13 protein-coding genes are annotated in these 21,442 nt (G+C 71.0%); 2 read left to right on the top strand and 11 right to left on the bottom strand.

Annotated features, from left to right (window positions below):
- Positions 1-440: 440 nt before the first annotated feature.
- The gene (locus OSC27_RS11210) at positions 441-1,823 is read right to left on the bottom strand and encodes an ABC transporter substrate-binding protein (protein ID WP_267181536.1); all 1,383 of its coding nucleotides are present in this window, start codon (positions 1,821-1,823) and stop codon (positions 441-443) included.
- Positions 1,824-2,066: 243 nt separating this feature from the next.
- On the opposite strand from OSC27_RS11210, the gene OSC27_RS11205 reads away from it, so the two are divergent.
- Entirely contained in the window at positions 2,067-4,877 is a 2,811-nt protein-coding gene (locus tag OSC27_RS11205) for a hypothetical protein (RefSeq protein WP_267181535.1), read from the top strand.
- Between the two features lie 336 nt (positions 4,878-5,213).
- Here OSC27_RS11205 and OSC27_RS11200 read toward each other — a convergent pair whose 3' ends face one another.
- The 10 genes from OSC27_RS11200 to OSC27_RS11155 form a co-directional block, all read right to left on the bottom strand.
- Positions 5,214-7,232 (bottom strand): hypothetical protein, encoded by a 2,019-nt coding sequence (locus tag OSC27_RS11200; protein ID WP_267181534.1) that lies wholly within the window; start codon positions 7,230-7,232, stop codon positions 5,214-5,216.
- On the bottom strand, positions 7,229-9,925 hold the full coding sequence (locus OSC27_RS11195; RefSeq protein WP_267181533.1) for an alpha-mannosidase: 2,697 nt from the start codon (positions 9,923-9,925) through the stop codon (positions 7,229-7,231). The genes OSC27_RS11200 and OSC27_RS11195 overlap by 4 nt, the downstream gene beginning before the upstream one ends.
- Complete coding sequence (locus tag OSC27_RS11190) at positions 9,922-10,503, bottom strand: D-sedoheptulose-7-phosphate isomerase (RefSeq protein ID WP_267181532.1); 582 nt, start codon at positions 10,501-10,503, stop codon at positions 9,922-9,924. Before OSC27_RS11190 ends, OSC27_RS11195 begins: the two co-directional genes overlap by 4 nt.
- A 92-nt stretch (positions 10,504-10,595) precedes the next feature.
- Positions 10,596-11,591: an ROK family protein gene (locus OSC27_RS11185; RefSeq protein ID WP_267181531.1), complete on the bottom strand. Its 996-nt coding sequence runs from the start codon at positions 11,589-11,591 to the stop codon at positions 10,596-10,598.
- Positions 11,592-11,953: 362 nt separating this feature from the next.
- The gene (locus tag OSC27_RS11180; protein ID WP_267181530.1) at positions 11,954-13,906 is read right to left on the bottom strand and encodes an MBL fold metallo-hydrolase; all 1,953 of its coding nucleotides are present in this window, start codon (positions 13,904-13,906) and stop codon (positions 11,954-11,956) included.
- A 7-nt stretch (positions 13,907-13,913) separates the two neighbouring features.
- A complete protein-coding gene (locus OSC27_RS11175; protein ID WP_267181529.1) occupies positions 13,914-15,797 on the bottom strand; it encodes a hypothetical protein in 1,884 nt (627 codons plus the stop codon).
- Positions 15,794-17,272, bottom strand: a complete 1,479-nt coding sequence (gene gtfA / locus OSC27_RS11170) for a sucrose phosphorylase (protein ID WP_267181528.1) — start codon at positions 17,270-17,272, stop codon at positions 15,794-15,796. Before gtfA ends, OSC27_RS11175 begins: the two co-directional genes overlap by 4 nt.
- The gene (locus tag OSC27_RS11165) at positions 17,269-18,126 is read right to left on the bottom strand and encodes a hypothetical protein (RefSeq protein WP_267181527.1); all 858 of its coding nucleotides are present in this window, start codon (positions 18,124-18,126) and stop codon (positions 17,269-17,271) included. The genes gtfA and OSC27_RS11165 overlap by 4 nt, the downstream gene beginning before the upstream one ends.
- The gene (locus OSC27_RS11160; protein WP_267181526.1) at positions 18,123-19,019 is read right to left on the bottom strand and encodes a hypothetical protein; all 897 of its coding nucleotides are present in this window, start codon (positions 19,017-19,019) and stop codon (positions 18,123-18,125) included. Before OSC27_RS11160 ends, OSC27_RS11165 begins: the two co-directional genes overlap by 4 nt.
- The gene (locus tag OSC27_RS11155; RefSeq protein ID WP_267181525.1) at positions 19,016-20,530 is read right to left on the bottom strand and encodes an FGGY-family carbohydrate kinase; all 1,515 of its coding nucleotides are present in this window, start codon (positions 20,528-20,530) and stop codon (positions 19,016-19,018) included. The genes OSC27_RS11160 and OSC27_RS11155 overlap by 4 nt, the downstream gene beginning before the upstream one ends.
- A gap of 85 nt (positions 20,531-20,615) precedes the next feature.
- Between OSC27_RS11155 and OSC27_RS11150 the strand changes: the two genes are divergently transcribed.
- The gene (locus OSC27_RS11150; protein WP_267181524.1) at positions 20,616-21,419 is read left to right on the top strand and encodes a DeoR/GlpR family DNA-binding transcription regulator; all 804 of its coding nucleotides are present in this window, start codon (positions 20,616-20,618) and stop codon (positions 21,417-21,419) included.
- Positions 21,420-21,442: the final 23 nt, after the last annotated feature.

Below are 21,442 nucleotides of genomic sequence, written 5' to 3'. Positions count from 1 at the left end.
AAGCAACCCCGCGCTTATAGCACTCCGCCCTCGAGGTGGGGCGAATCGCGACTGTTGGCCTGGGACAGCCGCAATATGGCCCGACCCTCGAGGATGTGCGAACGCACGCGGCGAGGAACCGCTCACGTGACGGGGCACATCGCGGGTTGAGCGCCGACAAACCCGCAATTTGGCCCGACCCTCCCACACACCCACACACCCACACACACACACACGCACACACCCACACACACGCGCGCGCACACACCCACACGCGCACACACCCACACACAGGCGCTCGCCCACAAGCGCTCACGCACCGGCGCCCACAGGCGCTCGCGCACCGGCGCCCACAGGCGCTCGCGCACCGGCGCTCGCGCACCGGCGCCCACACACGCCCGCCGCACACGACGAAGGGCGGCCTCCCGAAGGAGGCCGCCCCGTGCGGTCGGACCGCTCTGTTACTTGCCGCGCGACGCCTGCTGGTAGGCGCGCATCGCGGATGACTGGGCATCCTTGAGCGCGGCCTCAGGCGACTTGGAGCCGAGCATCACCGAGGTGATGGCGTTGGTCAGCTCCGTCTGGATCTGCTGGCCGGCCGGCGAGGTGCCGATCGACTTTCCGTGCGAGACAACGTCGTAGTACGTCGCGATGACCTTGTCGAACCCGGCGTTACCCGTGGACTTGACGTACGTGTCGCGAATGAACTTGTCTGCCTCGGGCGAGCCTGTGAAGAGGCCGGTGTTGATGCCGCCCTTCGACGCCAGCGTGTCGGCACGGGCCTTGCCCGCGGCCTTCCACGCGCCCAAGTTCGTCAGGTTGATGGCCCAGGCGCACGCGGCGTCCTTGTTCTTGGCACCGACCGGGATGACGAACGAGGTTCCGCTCGAGACCGTGAACGGCTGGCCCTCGGAGTTGTAGAACGGCATGCCCGAGATGTCGAGCTTGTCGGCGTTGGCACCGCTCATCAGTACGTTCGGGTACCACTGGGCGTTCACCTGCGCGCCGACCTGATTCTTCACGTACTGATTGTTGTCTCCGAACGTGTCGAACGCGTCGGTGAAGCTCTTGTCCTTCGCGTAGCCACCCTGAGCGTCGTAGATCTTCTTCAGAACTTCGAGGCCCTTCTGGTTCTTCGGGTCATCAAGGGTGGGCTTGCCATCCTTGCTGATGATCTGGCCGCCGTAGCCGAGGATCCACAGGCCCGGCTGCCCGGTCGACACCGGGTCGAAGCCCATCGTCGTCGGCGTGCCGCCGCTCTCCTTGTACATCTTCTTGACGGCCTCGACGAGCTGGTCGGGCTTGGACGTGTTGAGGTCCTCATCCTTCACCCCTGCCGCCTTCATGACGGTCTCGTTGAGAATGATCGCAGGCGGCTGGAAGAACTGCGGTACCCCGTACATGTGGCCGTCGTACGTCATGTCGTCGACCACCGACTGGTAGTACGCCGATGATGGCTTGACGTTGTGCACCGAGAAGCACTGGTCGAGCGGCATGATGAGCCCCTGCGCCGCGTACGTCGCGACGAAGTTCGCGCTCATCTGCACGACGTCTGGCGTGTTGCCGCTGGCGACGCGCGTCGTGAACTTCTGCGCGTCGAACGGAGTCTGGTCACCCTTGATGGTGACGCCCTTCAGCTGCTTGGCCGCGTAGTCAAGGCGCGACGTGCCGACGTCGTCGGCGTTGTCGAAGCCCCAGTAGTTGAGAGTGCCGGACGCCTTCTTGGTGAACTGGTTCTTCGAGTTCGAGTCACCGTTGCCGCCGCCGCCTGAGCTGCAGCCGGCGAGGAGTGCCACGGATGCCGTCAGCGCAAGCGCCGCGAGCACCGTCTGCCTCTTCTTCATCTGTTATCCCTTCATTGGAATCGCGTAGGAGCGCCGTCGCCACCCACGTCGAGATTCGGATGCCGTGCCGCAAAACATGGAATCCTTCCCACATCGAAAAGTAGCCTAGGCGCCGCTCCTCCACAAGGGGAGATTGGCGGAACGTAGGCAATTCGTTATCTTCCCCTCCCCCGCCCTCGGCTTTGACCCCGCGACTCGGCTAAGGTTTGTGTGGCAACGATGCCATAAACCGAAAGGCGTTCTGTGTCCAGCATCCGCCGAATCCTGCTTCTCGGCCACACCCACCACGACGTCGGCTACACGAACAGCCCGCGAATCATCGACCCGATGCACGCTGCGATCGTCGGCCACGTGCTCGATCTGTGCGACCGGCACGCGAGCGACGGGCCAGACGACTTTCGCTGGACCTTCGAGGTCGCACGCCCCGTTCTGCGCTTCATGCGCGAGGCAGCGCAGCGCCCAGACGGCGAGCGCGACATCGAGCGCATGCGGCGACGCGTGGCCGAGGGCCGCATCAGCGTGACCGGCGGCTACCTCAACATGACGCAGCTGCCGTCACAGGGGGAGTTCGACGCCGCACGAGAGCAACTCGACGAATTGCGGATGCGCGGCATCCGCGTGCGTACGGAACAACACGGCGACGTCAACGGCATTGCCTGGGGCGAGGTCGACGGCATGCTGCGCGGCGGCATCGACCGGCTCGTCATGGCGCTGAACCCGGACCACGGGCGCGCGCCACTCGAGCAGCCGAGCGCGTTCTGGTGGGAAGGCCCCGCGGGCGGCCGCGTGTTCACGCTGCTGTCGACGCACTACGGGTACGGCGAGGAGTGGGGGATCGTCGACGGCGACGTGGAGCTGGCGGAGCGGCGCATCGGCGAGTTCATCGCGCGGCTCGGCGAGCGCGAAGACTGGCCGTTCGACACGGCGATCGTGCACGCGGGCAACGACAACCGGTGGCCGACGGCGCTGTTCACCGAGGTGGTGCGGCACTGGAATGCGCGGCACCCCGAGGTGCAGATGCGCACGGCAACGATCGACGACGCGCTCGATGTGCTGCAGGCGCAGGTGGGCAACCAGCCGCCGGATGATCCGCAGCTGCCCGTGCTGCGCGGCGAGTGGAGCGACTGGTGGGCGCACGGGCACGGCTCGACCGCCTTCGAGGTCGGCGTGTACCGGCAGGCGCGATCGTTCGCGCGGGCGGCGCAGTCGACGCTGGCGCTCGCGCTGTTGGCGGGCGGCGGTGCGGATGGCGGCGAGACCACCGTGCCGCTCGCCACCGTGCCGCTCGCCACCGTGCTCGGCTACCGACGCGGGCCCGTGCGCCTGCGCGGCGAGCAAGAGATCGTGCGCGACCTCGACGCGGTCGACGAGCAGTTGCTGCTCTTCGGCGAGCACACGTGGGGATCATGGGAGACGTACTCGAAGCCGCACTCGGTGTTCAGTCACTCGCACCGCAACGCGAAGATGGGGTTCGCGTATGCGGCGTATGACCTGGCGCGGGATCTGGCGATAGAAGGGGTGTTTCGGGTTGGGGGGTTTCGAGACGCGCTTCGCGCTCCTCAACCCGCAGCAGACGCGCAAACCGCTACTCGAGCGGCCGCAGCAGACGCGCAAACCGCTACTCGAGCGGCCGCAGCAGACGCGGTCGTGCTCGTCAACACGAGCGAGCGCGAGCGCACCGAACCCGTCGAGTTCGAGGTGGGCGGCGTGCGCCGGGCGAGCGTGGTCGCGACCGTACCGGCCTTCTCGGTGGTGAGCGTGCCGGTGCCGGGGCCATCCGCTGGGCCGAAGCCGGGGCGCGTGATCGAGACCGAGACCTATCGCGCCGAGGTCGACCCGGCCGCCGGGGGAGTCGTCTCGCTCGTCGACAAGCGCACCGGTCGCGAGCTCATCGACGGCGCAGCGGGCCACGGGCTCGGCGCGCTGGTGGCCGAGAGCGTTCCGCCGGGCAGCGACCACGCCATGCTGCACAACCCGAAGAACTTCAACCCGCAGCATCCGGGGCCGGAATTCGTGCGCGAGACGGCTCGCGGAGCCGACGAACCGCAGGTCACCGCCACGGATGCCGGGCTGCGCGTCACCTGGTCGTCGGCAGTGGGCCGCGCCTCCGCCACGACCACGCTGAGCCTGTACGACGGAAGCGACCTCATCGACCTGGTCGTGCGGCTGGTGAAGCCGGCGACCTTCGAGCCGGAGAGCCTGTTCGTGGCGTTCCCGTTCGCGGTGGAGCAGCCGCGGTTTCTGCTCGAGACCGCGGGGGCGGTATACGAAGCGGATGCGGAGCAGCTGCCCGACACGAGCAAAGACTGGTACTCGATTCAGCATGCGGTCGGGGTGAACGGGGGAACGCGCGCGGCGGAACACGGGGTTGCGAGACGTGCCTTCGGCACTCCTCAACCCACATCAGGGGGAATTCTGTGGGGTGCCATCGAGGCGCCGCTTGTGCAGCTCGGTGGGTTCCACACGGGCCAGTGGGCGGAGCGGCTCGAGGTGCGCGGCGGGCATGTGAACAGCTGGGTGATGAACAACCTGCACTTCACGAACTTCCAGGCGTCGCAGGGTGGAACCGGGCTGTACCACTACCGGTTCAGGCCGACCGCGGGGCCGGTGCGCCGCCAGGATGTGCGCGTCTTCGGGCGCGACCTGCTCGAGCCGGTGCTGGCGCGCGTGATGGAGGGGCGTGTTGCAGACGAGCGCAGAGCGGATGCTGCGGGCGCACCGAACGGAAGTGGCGAGCCCGGCGGGCTGCGCGAGCAGGCAGACGAGCTGCGCGAGCTGGCAGCCGGGGTGCGCGAGCCGGGGGCCGGGCTTCACGAGCCGGCGGCCGGGCTTCGCGAGCCGGCGGCCGGGCTGCTGAGTGTCGAACCGACCGGGTCGGTGCTCGCCGAATTGCGCCCTGGCCCCGACGGGGCAGTGCGCGTTCGCCTGCGCAACATCACCGGAGAGCAGGTGGATGCGGTGGTGAATTGGCAGCATCGGGCCCAATCGGTCTCACTCCCACCATATGGAGTCGGCGATGCGACACTGACGGCGCAGGCGGCGCGGAAGCGCTGAGCGGCGGAGCCTTGGCCGGAAGCGCTGAGTCGACGCGTGAGCGGAGCGCGTTCAGCGGAGTGCGCTGAACGTGAGAGAACTCAGCGAGAGTGGGTGTTCGCGACGAACGAGGGTGTCAGAACAGGCGATCTCGTCGCGAATGCCCACTCTCGGCGCGGCGGGCACAGCGCGGCGGGTTTCGAGACGTGCCTGCGGCACTCCTCAACCAGCAAGACGGCGGGTTTCGAGACGTGCCTGCGGCACTCCTCAACCAGCAAGGCGGCGGGTTTCGAGACGTGCCTGCGGCACTCCTCAACCAGCAAGGCGGCGGGTTTCGAGACGTGCCTGCGGCACTCCTCAACCCACGTTGCGGGCGAGAGTCTGCTCGCAGGCGAGCAGGAGGACGCCGACGCTCCAGGCGTGCGAGAGGGTGAGCAGCATCCCCTTCGGCTGAAAGCATTCGGTCTGGTAGAAGCGCTCCGAGACCATACCGCGGTAGGCGTTGAAGTCGCCGTCGTCGCGGGCGATGAACTGGCGGAAGCACTCCAGAGTCTCGTTGGCGCGCTCGGCATAGTGCGGGTCGCCGGTGGCGCGAGCCAACTCGTGCAGCTCGTCGGTGCACACCAGGCCGTACGCGTGCAGGTGTTGGTTCGACGGCGACGCCTGGTCGGCTCCCCGCGACCGGAAGTCGTACGTGCCGAGCAGCGTCGTCGGCTCGAAGCTCACGTTGTACGTGTAGCGGAACGTCAGCATCCAGTCGGCGGCGCGGCGCGCGAGGTCGAGCCAGGCGGCGTCGCCCGTGGCCCGGTGCAGCGCCATGTACGCCATGATCGCCGCGTAGCCGTCTTCCGAGGTGGGCGCGAGGTCAACGTCTTCCGGCGCGCCGTGAATGAACTCCTGCTCGACGAAGCGCACGTAGTAGCGGCCCGCGGCAAGCGCGGCGGGCAGGTAGCGCTCGTCACGGTCGCCCGCCTCGACCAGCGCCGGGATCCACATGAGCCCGGCCGCACCCTGCCACGAGAGCACCTCGCCGGTCTCCGCATGGTGGATCGAACCGAGATTGCCGTCGGCGCGCTGGCGGGCGACCACGGTATCGAGATTCGAGCGGATGGCGCGCTCCCACGCAGCATCCGCTCTGGCAGGCGCCTGTGACGCCTCGAGCGCCGCCGCCCGCACCAGGAACAGCGTCGCCTCGCCGAGGGTGCGCGAGTGCAGGCCGCGCTTGATCTCGGTCCAGCTCTGGCTCCAGCCGGAGTCGCGGTACCAGACGCCCCAGAACGTGCCGGAGGGGGAGAGGGTGGCGGTGATGAAGTCGATGACGCGGCGGGCGGCGGTGACCTCCGCATCCGCGCCGACACGCAGGCCGTGCTGCAGCAGCGCGTACGCCCAGGGGATGCCGCTGACCCAGCCGACGTGCATGGCCTGGCGGTCGACGTTCTTGCCGTCGCGGCCGCTGACGCCGCGGTCGAAGCCGACAGTCTCGAGCAGCACGCCGGGGTCGGGGTCGTAGTGCCAGCGCAGCAGGCCCTCGGCGGCGAGGTCGGCGGCGTGCGGCACGTCGACCCACGGGTTGAGCGGGGCGCTGGCGGCCGACTCGGCGTGCAGCGTGCGCAGGATCGGCGCGTAGGCGTGGCGGTCGGGGGCCAGGTCGAAGACGCGCAGGGTGAGCTCAACGGCGTCGCCGGGGGAGAAGAGGTGGGTGGCGACATCCGCTTGGCGGGCTCGCTCGTCGCCGTAGTAGGTGACGGGCGCCTCGCGGTACGGAAACGTGAGGTGGGCGGTGGCTGTGCCGTCGGCGGGCGCGGTCTCGGTGGCGGGCGCGGTCTCGGCGGCGGGCGCGCGGGCGCTCTCGTGCGCGAGGCCGACGCCCGTGATGCCGAGCGGGCTGCTCTCGGCGGCGGCGAGCGCGAGGCCGCCGCGACCGGGGCCCGCCCAAACGAACACGGCCGGCGTGGCGGCGCGATCGGCGCGGAACTCCCACGACGAACTCACGAGCGCCGCGGCCGCCTCGGCACCGAAGGCCCCGATCTCGAACCGCGGGAACCGTCGCGTGTTCGCCGCCGGACGATTCTCGCCGTAGAACAGCCCGGGGATCAGCCACCACGGGTCATCAGAGGCGAGCGACGCAGATACGCGGATGCCGGCCGCCAGCGGCCGGGCGCCCACGTACCGCACGCGCACGACGACGCGCGTGCCCGGCTCGGCCGGCGTCGACGACAGCTCGATGCGGAAGTCGGGGTGGTCGGCGTGCGGCGTGCCGTTCGCGTCAATGACCGCGACGGCGAGGGCGGGCTCGGGCGGGAGGGCGCCTGCAGCGTTCGCGCCTGCAGCGTTCGCGCCTGCCGCACCCGCCTCGGCCCCGCCCGCCCCGCTCACTTCTCGCCCAGCACCCACTCGATCAGGTCCACCTCGACGACGGGCAGCGCCGGGTCCTTCGGCACCCGGAACGTGCGGATCTGGCTGGGCCCGAACGACTCCTCGAGCACGCGGTCCACCACGGGAAGCTCGATGCGGGTGGAGGCGGCCTCGCCCCGGGTCTCCACCGCACGCACGATCAGGTCGGCCGAGCCGGTGCCCGCGGCATCCGTGGGGTCTTCGCTGCCCTTGAGGGCCGTGATCATGACCGCGTCGCCGCCGTCTGAGGCGAACGAGTGGGATGGGGGCAGGGTGCCGGGGTGCGAGGGTTCCTGCATCGCGCGCACGGGCGAGCCGAGCAGTGCGGCGCGGCGCGTGGGGTCGGCGGTGCGCCAGTCGCCGGCGTGCGGCACCAGTTCGTAGCTGAAGCGCTGGATGCCCTGGTCCTGGTAGCTGTAGACGCCGTCGGCGTCGAGCAGGCGCGGGTCGTGCCACGAGTAGACGGGGCTGCGCACGGCGGTGACGCCGACGCTGGGCTGCGCGGCGCTGCCCTCGCTGGCGCCGCCCGGCGAACTCGGCGACACGTCGTACGCGTGCTTGTTCGTCGTCACGACCGTGAGTCCGGCGGGCGCGCCGTCGACCGTTCCCGTGAGGTCGACCCACGACTGCGCCGGCTCCTCGGCGCCATCGACCGGCCGCGCCAGATGCCCGAACGGCACCTCGTACGTGGCGCTCGGCGTCTCGAGCACCGTCGGGAACCGCAGCTTCAGCAGGTGTGCGTGCTCGCGCCAGTCGAGCGTCACGTTCACGCGCAGCACCCGGCTGTCGTGGTCGAGCACGAACTCCTCCGTCAGAGCGGATGCGCCCCACGCCCGCTCTACACGCACCCGCGCGCGAAGGGGCCCCGTCTCGCGCACCACGATCCTGCCGAGCGTCATGCTCGCGCCGGGCCACGCGTACGACACCACACGGTGGCCCCACGTGTCGGTCGGGTCGTCGCAGACCTGCGTGTGGCTCGCGCCGTCGACGCAGGCCATCACGTCGACGCCGGTCTGCTTGTCGAGGTACGAGCTGATCCAGCCGGTGGCGGCATCGAGCTCGATGCGAACGAGGTCGTTCTCGAGCACATGCGCGGCGTCGCCCGTCGAGGCGGCGCGCACCTGCAGCGCGGTCGGCTCGGGCAACGGCATCGCGCCGGGCTTGATGCGGAACAGGCGGTACCCGAGCGCGGGCACGTCGGCGCGGAAGACGACCGCGCCCCGACTCTGGTCGTCGGTGGTCGCGGTCGACTGGGTGCGCTGGTAGACGACCATCCGCCCCTCGTCGTCGACGACGTGCACGCCCGCGCGCTGGCCGCCGTACTGCATCTCGACGTCGGTCGAGACAGGCCAGGGATGCGGGTTGAAGACGACGACGGGCTGGGTGCCCTCGTCGAACGGCACGTCGATCTGCCGGGCGAGCACGTTGTGCGCGCGCACGATGATGCGCTTGGCGATGGAGATCGCCTCGCCGAGCTGGTCGCGCGCGTCGTCATACGACGGCTCGATGGCCGAACCGGGCAGCACGTCGTGGAACTGGTTGAACAGCACCTGCTTCCAGGCGGTCGCGAGCTCGTCGCGCGGGTAGGCGATGTCGTCGTGCACCGCCGTGATCGCGGCCCAGCGCTCGGCGGAGAGAACCGCGTGCTGCGCGCGCTTCTGCCACGCCTTGATGCCCGAGTGCGCGGAGTAGCAGCCCGCGGCATGATGCTGCAGGTCGTCGGTGCGCACGGGCAGGCTCGCGAGCGCGGCGTCACCGCGAGCGAGCACCTCGTCGAAGTAGGTGCGGGGAGAGGACATCGTCATCCTTCCGAAGGATCCCATGCGGTCGTAGCGGTGGATCGACTCGATGTTGGCCTTGGTCGGGCCGCCGCCGTGGTTGCCCACGCCGTAGAAGACCATCACGTCGCCGAGGCCGCGGTCGAGCGCGGCGAGCGACTTCTCGGTCTGGCCCTCGACCGAACCGGCCGGGCTGCCGTACTCGAACGGGATGCGATAGGCGAGCACGCGGCTGCCGTCGGGCGCCTGCCACCAGAAGAGGCTCGAGCCGAAGTCGCTCTCGTGCGGGCCGGGGCGCAGGAACATGTAGCTGTCGAGACCCTGCCCGCGCAGGATCTGCGGCAGCATCACGTTGTGGCCGAACGGGTCGACGTTCATGCCGACGGTGGCGGGCGCGCCGAAGCGCGACGCGAGGTAGCGCTGCCCGTACAGGCCCTGGCGCACGAAGCTCTCGCCCATGGGCATGTTGCAGTCGGGCTCAACCCACCAGCCGCCCGCGTTGACCCAGCGACCCTCGGCGACGCGGCGCTTGATGCGTTCGAACAGTGCGGGGTCGCTCTCTTCGACCCAGCTGAGCAGCACCATCTGGTCGCACGTGAAGATGAAGTCGTCGTACTCGTCCATGCGGTCGCACGCCGAGGCGAAGGTGGCGCGGGCCTCCTGGTAGCCCTCCTGCCACGGCCAGAGCCACACCGGGTCGATGTGCGCGTTGCCGATCATGTGGATCGTGCGGTCGGGCGTGGCCTGCGGGCGCCGCGTGTGGTCGAGGCCGGCGGGCTGTGGGCCCGCGGGGGCGTTGGCGATCGGGGCGTTGGCAGGTGCGGGGCGGGGCTCGGCGCGGTCGCGCGCCGCATCCGCTCTCTTCGTGCCGGCGCGGTCGTCGTCGGCGGCGCTCATACGTACTCCTTGTCGTCGGCGGCCCACGCGTCAACGTACTCCGAGATGAGGTGCAGCATGAGCGTGTGCACCTCCTGAATACGGGGGGTGACGCTCGACGGCGAAAGCAGCACGTGGTCGGCGAACGGGAGCGCCGCACCGCCGTCGCCCCCACCGAACAGCACGGTGGTCGCGCCGTTCTCGCGCGCCCGGCGCAGCGCCGAGACCACGTTGGCGGAGTTGCCGCTCGTCGTGAACGCGGCGACCACGTCGCCGGGCCTCGCGAGCGCCTCGACCTGACGGCTGAAGACGTCGTCGTACGAGTAGTCATTGGCGATGCACGTCATGGTGGTGGGGTCGGTGCTGAGGGTCACGGCGGGCAGTGGCCGCCGGTCGCGCTTGTAGTGGCCGATGATCTCGCCCGTGAAGTGCTGGGCGTCGGCCGCGCTGCCCCCGTTGCCGAAGGTGTAGAGAATGTGGCCGGCGGCGAAGGCCTCGCACAGCCTCTCGGCCACCGAGCGGATGCCGGGCAGCAGCGCCTCGGCGCTCCTGCCCGCGTTCACGTGCGCGTCGAGTTGGTCGTGCATCCAGTCGGTCATGAGGAGGCCTCCGTGTCTGCTCAGGGTTCGGGTGGTGCGCGGTGCTGCCGGGCAGCTCTCAGGCGTGCGTGGGTTTCAGACGTGCATTGGTTTCAGGCGTGCGTGGGTTCTCGGCTTGCCGCGCCGGCGAGGACCTTCAGGTGGTCGAATGCGACTGCTCCCGCGCCGACGACGCAGACCTCGTCGCCCAGGGCGGCCAGTTCGATGTGGGCAGCATGCGCGGCGGGAGGCATCGCATCCGCTGCCACTCGGGCGCGAATCGGGTCGATGAGGGCCGCGCCCGAGCGCGTGACGCCGCCGCCGAGCACCACAACATTGGGCTCGAAGACGTTCACGAGGTCGGTGATGGCGACGGCGAGCACGTCGACGGTTTCGTCCCAGAGCTCGCGGGCGAGGGCGTCGCCGGCGAGCGCGGCGGCCACGACATCCTCGGCACGCACCTCGGGCAGCGCCGACAGAGCGGATGCCGCCCCGCGCTCGGCCACGGCCTCGCGCGCGCGGTCCGCGATGGAGCTTCCCGACGCGTACCCCTCGAGGCACCCGCGCCGTCCGCACAGGCAGACGCGCCCGCCCGTGCGCACCATGACGTGGCCGAACTCGCCGCCATTGCCCGCCGCGCCGCGGTGCAGCCGGCCGTCGACGACAGCGCCGCCGCCGATACCGGTGGAGATGGTGAGGTAGACGAGCGTGCCAGCGCCGCGGCCGGCGCCGTAGCGGAACTCGCCGAGCGCGCCCGCTGTGGCATCGTTCTCAAGCGCGGCCGGAACTCCGAACTCGTCGCGGGCAAGCTGCACGATCGGCACATCCACCCAGCCGGGCAGGTGCAGTGGCCCGGTGAGCACACCGTTGGCGGCGTCGAGGGGGCCGCCGCATGAGATGCCGACGGCCGAGACGTCGGCGTATCCGCTCGCCGCAATCGCACGATGGCCCATGTCGAAAAGGCGCGAAATGACGGCGTTTGGGCCCTCCAGCTTGCGCGTGGGCTCGACGATGAGCCCATGGGTGCGCCCGTCTTCCGTCACGACGGCAACGGCGAGCTTGGTGCCGCCGATGTCAAGCGAGAGCACGGGTCTGAGACCGTCTGCCATCTGTTCTTCTCCGGATGTCGGGCCCGAGGTCCGCGTGTGTGGAATCGTTCCCACACATACTACGGCCGGGTGCGAGGCGGTGCAAGCGGGCCACCCGCGGCGGCCGGTGCACGATACAGTGCCCCACCTGCGCCTTTGCAGGAACTATTGGGCGACACGCCGCCCGCACCGCCGCCCCTGGCGGCGTGTCGGCCGAAAGTTCCTGTGCAATGACAGCGGTCGAGGGGCGGGTGGCCGTTGGGTGGCGGAAAGCGTCGGACGGGCGGGCGGCGCGGTCAGAGGGCGTGGGCGACGGCGCGGTCAGAAGGCGCCGCGCGGTCAGAAGGAGCGGGCGACGGCGCGGTCGGAAGGCGGGCCGCGCGTCAGAGCACGTCGGCGACGGCGTCGGCCTGCTGGCCGAAGCGGTGGCCGGCGACGGTGATGTCCGCGGCCAGGCGCTGGCGCTTGGCGCGGATGGCCGGGAGGGTCACGTCGAACGCGGCCCGCGCCGACGCGCCGGCGGGGATGCGGAGGCGGAGCTCGCGGTCGACAACGCCCCAGCCGGCTGGCAGCACGAGAGAGACCTGCGCATCCGCTTCGAGGGGGAACGGGTTCATCACGACGACCTCGTAGCGCACCGTCTCGCCTGCCGAGAAACGCGAGTAGAAGGGTTCGATCAGCGCCAGGTTGCCGTCGGCCGGCGGCTCGAAGCCGTCGAGCGCGCCATCGGCCGCAACGCCATCGGCCGAATCCACCGCGCCGGCACCGCTCCACCCCGCGGCGCCATCAACCGGCCCTCCACTCGGCAGCAGCGCCTCGTGCAGCGCGGCGTTCTCGTCGCCCTCCTCGGCAAGCATGTGCAGGTACGCGTCGTCGACCCAACGCCCGCCCCAGTGGCCCGTCACCATGAGGCCAGGCGCGATGCGCGTGTACAGCTCGGCACTCTCCTGGAAGTCCCCGCGCCGGTACCGGTTTCGATACTGGTAGTTCAGAATTTCACGACGGATGCCCGGCTCGCCCACGCCCGCCTGCTGGTCCCCGGTCGCCAGCACCCTGATGCCGTCCACCTCGAACTCGAAGCCCACCGCATACAGCGTGTGGCCCGGCAGGTCGTGCGTGGTGATCTCGTAGCCACGCCAATCCACCGTGCCGCCGAGCGGCAGCACGCGGTCGGCCGCGATCGCATCGAACCACTGGCACGGCAGGTCGGTGCGCATGGGGTCGGCCATGATGGGCGCCACGTTCTCGGGCAGCCACACCTCGGTGCCCTCCACCTCGCGCAGCAGGTTCATGCCGGCCACGTGATCGTCGTGGTAGTGGGTGCCGAGCACGACGTCAACGGCGGTGACCCCGAAATCGCGCTTCAGCGCGGGCAGCGAGGCCAGCCACGGACGCCGGCCGGCACGATCGGTGCCGGCGGGCCATCCGGTGGTCATGTCGTAGCCGTAGTCGATGAACAGCGCGTGCCCGTCGCCCGACAGCAGCACGTAGCTGCAGGCGTTGGCCGAGCGGTTGAGCAGCAGGTGCTCGGTGATGCGCACGAAGGGCTTCTGCAGGCGGTCCCAGAGATCCCAGGGTTCGGTGCGGCGCGAGTCGACGTACTGCTGCATGTTCTCGGCCAGCTGCGTGAGCGCGCTCTCGGGCCGCCTCATGGGCTCGCCGTGCGAGGGCAGCAGCACGTCGGGCCGTTCGGCGCGCAGCAGGTAGGCGCTCAGCACGACCATGGCCGGGCCCTCGTTCTCGGTGTACGACCACTGCGTGGCCGCGAGCGAGACCACCTTGCCCGGCGCGTAGATGAGGTCGCCACTGAAGGCGAGGCGGCCGTCGGCGCGGTCGACGAGGTACGTGACCGAGCCCATGGTGTGGCCCGGCGTGGGAATGGTCGCCACCCGGATGTCGCCGAACGCGTGCGTGCGATACTCCGGCGCGAGGCCCGAAACCGGCACCGGCTCGAGCAGCGAGAAGCGATCCTGGCGCAGGTTGTAGTCGTTGTAGAGGGTGCGCGCGTGCCACATCTCGTCGACCCGGGCGAAGAGATCCTGCTCGACGGGCGGCACGATGATGGGGATGCCGGCGGCCACCGCGCGGGCGAGCCCCTGCCCCTGGTCGCGGTGGTGGTGGGTCATCAGCACCGCGTCGAGGCCGTCGAGCCCGAGCTCGTCGAGGTGGTCGAGCACGGCGCCGGAGCCGAAGTCGATGGCGATGCCGCGACGGCCGGCGAGGTCGGTGCCGGCGTCGGCGTCGGTGTCGGCGCCGCCTTCGCCCGCGATCACGTACACATTGCACGTGTCGCGCACGCGCCAGACGCCCGCCGCCACCTCGTCGATCGTGCTCACGGCCGTGTCAGTCGCCCTTCGGTGTCACAGCGCCCGCGGCAGCGAGGCCGGCGCGGTAGTCGCGCCATCCGGCTGCGATCGACGCGAGGTCGTCGTCGGTGATGCTCTCACCACTGTTGTCGATCGAGTCGACGTAGTAAAGGGCCGGCACGCCGAGCGCCGTCTGCGCCTTGGCGTACGCGAGCCACTGGTCGCGGTCGGGCATGGGCCACTGGTCTGTGTCGATCGGATGCTCGGGCATCGCCGCCGCCGCCACCGCGTGCCGGAAGCGCAACTGCTCGACCACCGAGACCCGCGCGCCGGTGGCGTCGAACTCGAGCACGTCGTTCAGGCGGATCATGTCGGCGACACCGCCGAACGACGGGTGCACCGTGTGGGTCACGACGACCGAGTCGGGCTTCGCCGCCGTGGCAGCCTCGTGGATGGCGGCCACCAGCGCATACAGCCCCGCGAGGCCCCACACGCCGTTCGATTCCGCGTGGCCGTCACCGTGGGCGAGAAGAGACGCGCCCGAGGGCGCGCGCTGCGTGAAGTCGAGCTTGAAACCGTCGGCGTCGAGGCCGTGAGGCGAGAGCATGAAGGCCACCTGGTCGCGCAGCGCGCTGAGGTAGCCGGGGTTGCTCGGGTCGACCGAGACGGGAGTACCGGCCGCGTCGCGCACGCACAGCTCGGGCGGAAGCCCGGCGGGATCCCACGCCTTGAACCAGAGCAGCACCTTCTGGCCGGCCGCGTGCTTCTGGGCGATCCAGCCCTTCAGGTCGGGCCACTTCTCGGTGTCGACGGTGTTCGTGCCGTACTCGGCCTGCCAGCGGTCGTCGATCACGATGGTGCCGGGGCGCAGCTCGTGCGCGTCGAGCCGGGCGAGCCAGCGGTCGTAGAGCTCCTGCCGGGCGAGGTCCGGCGCGCCGCCCGCGCCTGCGGGCATGACGAACCCGTGCTCCGCCTCCTCGGCGTCGACGGCGTGGCCCGTGCGCGTGAGCATGGCGGCGTGCGCGCATTGCGCGCCCCAACCGCAGAAGAGAGGCTCGTGCGCCCAGGGGGCAACCGGCTTGGGTTGGGGCACCCATCCGCTGGCCTGAAGGTCGTTACGGTAGTGCTCGATCGCCTCGAGGGGCGAGCCGGCCGGCTTCAGCACCACCTCGGGCGAGCGCCAGGCGCCGGTCACCTCGGTGTGGCCCTCGTAGGCGAGGCGTAGCAGGAACCCGCCGTCGAGGGCGTCGTAGCGCGCGGTCGTGAAGCCGAGCTGCTGCACGGGGCCGACGATGCCGGCGCCGAGCCATTCGCCGGCAGGCATGCTCGTGGGGTCGGCGACCGCGTGCCTGCCGAACGCGAAGCACAGTGGCGGGGGCGAGAAGATGCCGTGCAGGCGGCCGGGCTCCGCGTCGCCGACCACGCCGATCTGCGCGGGCACGGCCGAGGGCCGCACGACACTCACCGGGTTGGTGGGGGTCGGCACGAAGAGCGAGGCGAAGCCGATGCCCGAGCGGAACTGCCCGGCCGCGCCCGAGGGCAGCACGGCCCGACCGCCGAGCAGGGTGACGTCGCCGATGCGGCCGCGGCCCGTGACGACGACCGAGGCGCGAACCTCGTGCCGGGTGCACACGAGCGTGACGGTGCGCGACTGCCAGGCGCTCGAGGCCGAGCTGAAGACGACCTGCACGTGGTCGCTCTTCTCGAACACCTCGACGGCCTGCGGCGCGGTTGACTCATCTGGCGCGTCGATGCGGTCGACGTTCGCCACAAGGCTCAGCTCTGACCACATGTAGCCGTCGGGAGTGAACAGAAGCGCCCGCGGTCGGTCGCGCTGCACGACCAGGGTGTAGTCGATGGCGCCGATGACGAATTCGGCCTCGTCGCTCGTGACGACGGGGGGAGGAATGGTGACTCTCATAGATCCTCAAGGTCGGTGGGGGAGCCGATGACCCGAACGGTGTCGCCGTCGCGCAGCTCGATGCGGAATTCGGGTGTGTCGCCGAACGAGGCCTCGAGGCGTGCGAGGGCGTCGGCCGCCGACCACGTGAACTCGATGCGGCCCGCAGCCAGCACACGGTACCGGAATTCGCCGTCGAATGCCGCGTGGCGCGCGCGAATGCCGATCAGGCCGAGCAGCGCACGAGCCGCGGGCGCCTGGAGGGCGGCCTTCGCCTCGTCGCTCGAGTACACGTGCCGGTTGACGTCGCGGCCCATTCCCGTGCGGGCGAACAGCTCGGTGTCGTCGAGACCGGCGAGCAGCCCCACGTAGTAGATCTGCGGATGGCCGGGCAGCCACAGCTGCACGGCTCTCAGCAGCAGGTATGCGGTCGTCTCGCCGCCGAGCACGCTGAAGAACGTGGCGTTGATCTGGTGCGGCATGGCGGCCCACGCGGGCACGACGGAGGCGAGCGCGGAGTGCCCGGCGGTGGCGGCTGCCGCGCGGTCGAAGATCGCCGCCATCTGCTCACTCGTGAGCAGCCCGGGCTTCTCGCCCGAGGGCCCGGCGTCGATCACGCCGATGCCGTCGTGCGTGTCGAGCACTGTGACGGCGTTCGCGGGCCGGATCTCGAGCCAGCGCTCCAGCGGCGCCGTGTCGCCGGTGTAGAGCGCGTGCAGCAGCAGGGGCGGCAGCGCGAAGTCGTAGACGAGGTCGACGAGCGGGGCGATCGCGAGCTGCTGGCTGTAGTGGGCGTGCACCTCGACGAGCACGCGCAGGCCCTCGTCGTGCGCCATCGCCGCGATCTCGCGCACGAAGGCCAGGGTCGCCTCGGTCATGAAGCTGTCGCTGCCCGCCGTCTTGACGGCGTAACCGATGGCATCGAGCCGCACCGTCGTCACGCCCCCGTCGGCGAGAGTGCGCAGGATGCGCCGCAAGTACGCCTGCGCAGCGGGATCCGCCACGTCGAGGTCGACCTGGCTCGGCATGAACGTGGTCCAGACGAGGTGCCGGGAGCCGTCGGCGGCCTGGTAGGCCGTGAACGGCAGGCCCGGACGCGGGCGATAGAACGCCGTGATCTGCGCCTCGGATGCGCCATCGGGGAACACCGTGTCGAACGTGAGGAACATGCCGTCGAACGCGGAGTCATCGCCGCGCGCCAGCCAGTCGACGAACTCGGCGCTCGACGCCGAGACGTGGTTGACGATGAGGTCGGCCGTCACCTCGCGGTCTGCGGCGAGCGCCCGCACGTCACCCCAGTCGCCGAGGCGGGGGTCGACCGTGCCGTGGTCGACGGGGTCGAAGCCCGCGTCGGCGCCGTCGAACGGTACGAAGAACGGCAGAATGTGCACGCCGTCGAACAGCCGAAGCGGACCGTCCAGCAGATCGCGCAGGGCCGCCAAGTCGCCGCCGAGGCGATTGGCGTAGGTGAGGAGCTCGACGCCGCGCGTGCTCACGACCCTGCCTCGCTGCCGGATGCGGCCTCGCCGACGGATGTCGCGTGCGCGACCTCGAGCAAGGCCCGCATGCCGCCCGCTGGCGACGTGAGCACGGGAACGCCGAGGTCGGCGTCGCCGACGGCGCGCGCCATGGAGGCCTGGGCGAGCACGATGACGTCGGCGTTCGCAGCCGCGTCGGTGACCGCCTCGCGGATGAGCCGGTCGTGCTCCTCGGGCCGGCCGGCGTCGCGGGCGGCGATGGCGCCGGCGACCACGTGCGCGTCGACGCTCACGTCGGCACCGGCCGCGGCGACCTCGGCGGCGATGAGCCGGCCGGTCGGGCCGAGCGTCGCGTCGAGCGTGGCAAGCACCACGATCGAAGCCGCTTGAGGAGCGTTTACGGGTTGAGGAGAACGCGAAGCGTTCGTCTCGAAACCCCCGCGCACTGCGGGTTGAGGAGAACGCGAAGCGTTCGTCTCGAAACCCCGTACCTCGGCTGGGTTTCGAGACGCGGCCTGCGGCCGCTCCTCAACCCGCGACTGGGCAAGGCGCACGGCCTCGCGCGCCATCGGGCGGTCGACGCGCAGCACCGGCACCGGGATTGCGGCAGCGGCCTCGTCCACAGCGTCGCCGATCGAGGAGCACGTGACGAGAATGGCGCGGCAGCCGGCATCCGCGAGAAGGCGCAGGTCCCGCGTGACCTGGGCGCGCACCGCGTCGGTCACGCCGGTCTCGATCGCGGTCTCGAGCAGCCACGCGTCGGCGAGGTGCACCGGTTCGAGGTTCGGGTCGAGCGTGGCGAGGTCGGCGTGGAACACGCCCGCGAGGGACGGCACGGTGTGCAGCAGGCCGACGCGGATGCGCGCGCTCATGCGTCGCCCCACGGTCGCGCCTCGCGGTCGACGACCTCGGCAAGCCGCTGCAGGCGCGGAACCGAGATCTCGGCCAGGCGGCTGCGCACATCCTCGCTGCCGACCACGTCGCTCCAGAGCGCGCGTCCCGCCAGGAACCCGCTCGCGCCGGCCCGGCACGCGGCCTCGACGGCGGGCAGGAAGGCGTTGCGATCGACGCCCTGCGACAGCACGACCCACGGCCCGGTGATGGCCTTGTTCAGCTCAAGGCTCGCGGCGTACTGCTGCCCCGGCGTGCCGGTGCCCGAGAGCGGCACCTGCGTCTTGTACAGGCTCGCGCCCAGCGGCGACAGCTCGCGGGCCGCCTCGCGCACGGCCGCATCCTGATTCCAGCTGCCGTCGGCGAGTTCACGCTCGGTCGCGCGCACGACGGGCTCGAGCACGCTCAGAACGCCGCGCTGGCGCGCGAGGTCGATGAACGCCTTGGTGAGTTCCACGCGCTGCTGGCGCTTCTCGTCGCGGCGCCAGATGACGAGCAGCTTGATGGCGGCGACACCGGCGAGGTCGAACCCCTCGGCGGCAACGACCTCGTCGAGGTCGGTCTCCTCGACCGGCCCCCCGTCGGCCTGCGTGAGCGCGTCGGCGGCGAGAATGAGGCCCGTCGACGGCGGCGTGAGGCCCGCGTCGCGCACGCGCTCGAAGCCGTAGTGCCGGTCGATGAGGAAGCCCGAGGCGAGCGGGCCGAGCAGCTCGGCGACGTCGAGCTTGAAGCGCGTGAGCACCTCGTCGGCGGGCCTGCCGGCGCCCGCGGCGTCGTACATGGCCCGAAGGCTCTCGCGCTGGTCCATTGCGACCATGGCCAGGGCGCCGGACTCGCGGGCGATCGCGTCGAGGGTGGGTGTTTCGGGTGTCATTTCTCTCCTTGTGTCTGCGCCTGTCGGCTGCGCTCGGTCTGCGCCGTCGCGGCGGCGACGAAGTCGGTGTACGCGTTGTCATACGCGGGGTTCGTGTACTGCTGCTGGCGGATGAGCGGCAGCTGCGCCGCCGCCTCGCACAGCCCCGCGCGCACGGCGGCGAGCAGAGCGGCCCCCGACGCGACCGGCTCGCTCACGGTCACGCGGGCAAGCGCGGCGGGCAGCAGCGCGGTCTTGGCCTTCCACCAGGCGGCGTTCGTGCCGCCTGGGCCGCCGAGGCTCACGATGTGCTCGCCGCGCTCGGCACTGGCGACGGCGCTCTGCGCGGCATCCATCCAGCGCAGCTGCAGCGCGAGCGCCTCGACGGTCAGGCGCACGAATTCACCCGCATCCTCTGGCTCGGGTGCCTCAGCGCCGTCGCGGCCGACGACGGCGAAGCGCGCCTCGGGGTCGGGCCGGGGCGACTGCCGGCCCCGCGGGTAAGGCAGCACGAGCCGTTCGCCGGGCTCCGACGGCAGGCGGTCGGCCGAGCGCAGCGCGTCGTCGCGGCTCACCCCCGGCATCCGCGTCTCGAACAGCCAGTCGACGAGCGCACCCGCCATGGGATTGCCCGCGAGCAGCGTCTCGTGCTCGCCGTCGACGGCGCGGGCGAGACTCATGCCGGCCGCGCGTGCCTCGCCGCGGTGTGCAGGCTGCCCCAGCACGCGGATGAGCGCCTCCGCCGTTCCCACCGAGTTCGCCACGCCGCCCGGCACGCGCACCCCCGCCGCCCAGGCGCCGACCGCGTGGTCGTGCCCGGCGATCGTCACGGGAACGCCCGCCGGCAGCCCAGTCGCGGCGGCGGCCCCCGCGGTGACGACGCCCAGCGGCTCGCCCGGCGCGAGAATCTCGGGAAGCTGCTCGTGGCTCACGCCGACGGCCGCGAGCAGGTCGACGTCGAAACCCGAGGCGAGCGGATGCCCCCCGCCGGGCAGCCGGTAGGCCATCGTGCGGGCGGCCAGCGTGTGATCCGTGGCGAGCCGCCCGGTCAGCACGAGCCCGACGAGGTCGCACATGCCGGCCCAGCGCGCACGCGCATGCCACCGGGCGTCGCCGCTTGCGGCGAGCCCGCGCCACATGGCCAGAGGTGCCTTCTGCACGACCGGCACCCCGGTCGCCTCGTAGAGCGCCTCGGCGCCGAGCTCGCGGGCGAGCGCCTGCGCACCCTTCGCGCCGCCGACCCGGTTCCAGCGCAGCAGCGGGCCGACCGGCGTGCCGTCGGGCTCTAGTAGGGCGCCCGTCTCGGCCATGGAGGCGATGCCCACGGCGGCCACGGGCGAGGCGGCGCGGGATGCGGCCGCGGAGACGAGGGTCATGACGACCGAGACCAGCTCACCGGCATCCGCTGGTGTGGGCAGGGCGTGCGTGGAGCGCTCGCGCACGGGGAGGCGCGACGCGGGGTCGTCGTCGAGCTCGAGCACCGTCACCTTGGTGTTCGAGGTTCCGATGTCGATGCCGAGGGCCGAGATCACCCCTCTAGTTTGTTCGCTTCTGAACATTCAAGTCAAGATTGTGCGTTTCTTGACAAACGTTCGGCGCAGGAGATTGGATTGACACGTGCGTTACACGGAGGCACCCGCCCGCCGAGACGAGCTTCTACGCCGTCTGGGCGCCGAGGGCTACGTGTCGTCCGCGGGCCTGGCCGCCGAGTTCGAGGTCTCCGAGATGACGATCCGCCGCGATCTGCGTCAGCTCGCCACCGAGGGGCTCGCCAGGCGCGTGCCTGGCGGCGCCAGCCTTCCGGGCGCCGATGGCGTGGGCGTTCCGTTCGAGGAGCGCGATCGGTCGGGCGGCGTCGAGAAGCGCCTCATTGCCGCCGCCTGCCTGCCGCTGCTCGACGGCGCCGTCACGGTGGGCCTCGACGCCGGCACGACCGTGGCGCCGCTCGCCCGCCTGCTCGCGCCCGGCACGCGCGTCGTCACGCACTCGGCCCCCGTCATCTCCGCGTGCACTCAGCGCGACGACGTCGACCTGGTGGCCGTCGGCGGCGAATACCAGCCCACGACGCGCAGCTTCGCCGGCAGCCTCGCCCGGCACAGCCTCGAGGCGCTCTCGCTCGACATCGCCGTGCTCTCGGCGACCGCCCTCGACCGCTCTGGCCTGCTGTGCGCGAACACGCTCGACGCCGAGGTGAAGCAGGCCATGGCGGCATCGGCCCGCATGTGCATTCTGCTGGCCGACGCGAGCAAGCTGGGCGCTCGCGCGCCCATCCGCTTCGGTGCCCTCGACCTCGTCGACGTTCTCGTCACCGACGACCGCGCCGAGCCGCACGACCTCGCACTGCTTCGTGGCGCGGGCCTGCACGTGATCGTGGCCGAGACCGGCGCGGCCGACGCCGTCGTCGCGCTTCCGCAGCCCTGATTCCTCCCGCTCTCTTCACCCGA

The sequence above is a fragment of the Microbacterium sp. STN6 genome (assembly GCF_026410545.1).
Taxonomy (GTDB): domain Bacteria; phylum Actinomycetota; class Actinomycetes; order Actinomycetales; family Microbacteriaceae; genus Root112D2.
The sequence above is the reverse complement of the archived record's forward strand: the minus strand, read 5'-3'. Positions and strand labels throughout refer to the sequence as shown.

What these genes read in the sequence shown, in the direction of transcription:
- OSC27_RS11190 (WP_267181532.1), bottom strand. Translation starts at nt 10,503, where the DNA reads ATGACCGACTGGATGCACGACCAACTCGACGCGCACGTGAACGCGGGC.
- OSC27_RS11165 (WP_267181527.1), bottom strand. Translation starts at nt 18,126, where the DNA reads ATGAGCGCGCGCATCCGCGTCGGCCTGCTGCACACCGTGCCGTCCCTC.
- OSC27_RS11195 (WP_267181533.1), bottom strand. Translation starts at nt 9,925, where the DNA reads ATGAGCGCCGCCGACGACGACCGCGCCGGCACGAAGAGAGCGGATGCG.
- OSC27_RS11175 (WP_267181529.1), bottom strand. Translation starts at nt 15,797, where the DNA reads ATGAGAGTCACCATTCCTCCCCCCGTCGTCACGAGCGACGAGGCCGAA.
- OSC27_RS11185 (WP_267181531.1), bottom strand. Translation starts at nt 11,591, where the DNA reads ATGGCAGACGGTCTCAGACCCGTGCTCTCGCTTGACATCGGCGGCACC.
- OSC27_RS11160 (WP_267181526.1), bottom strand. Translation starts at nt 19,019, where the DNA reads ATGACACCCGAAACACCCACCCTCGACGCGATCGCCCGCGAGTCCGGC.
- OSC27_RS11210 (WP_267181536.1), bottom strand. Translation starts at nt 1,823, where the DNA reads ATGAAGAAGAGGCAGACGGTGCTCGCGGCGCTTGCGCTGACGGCATCC.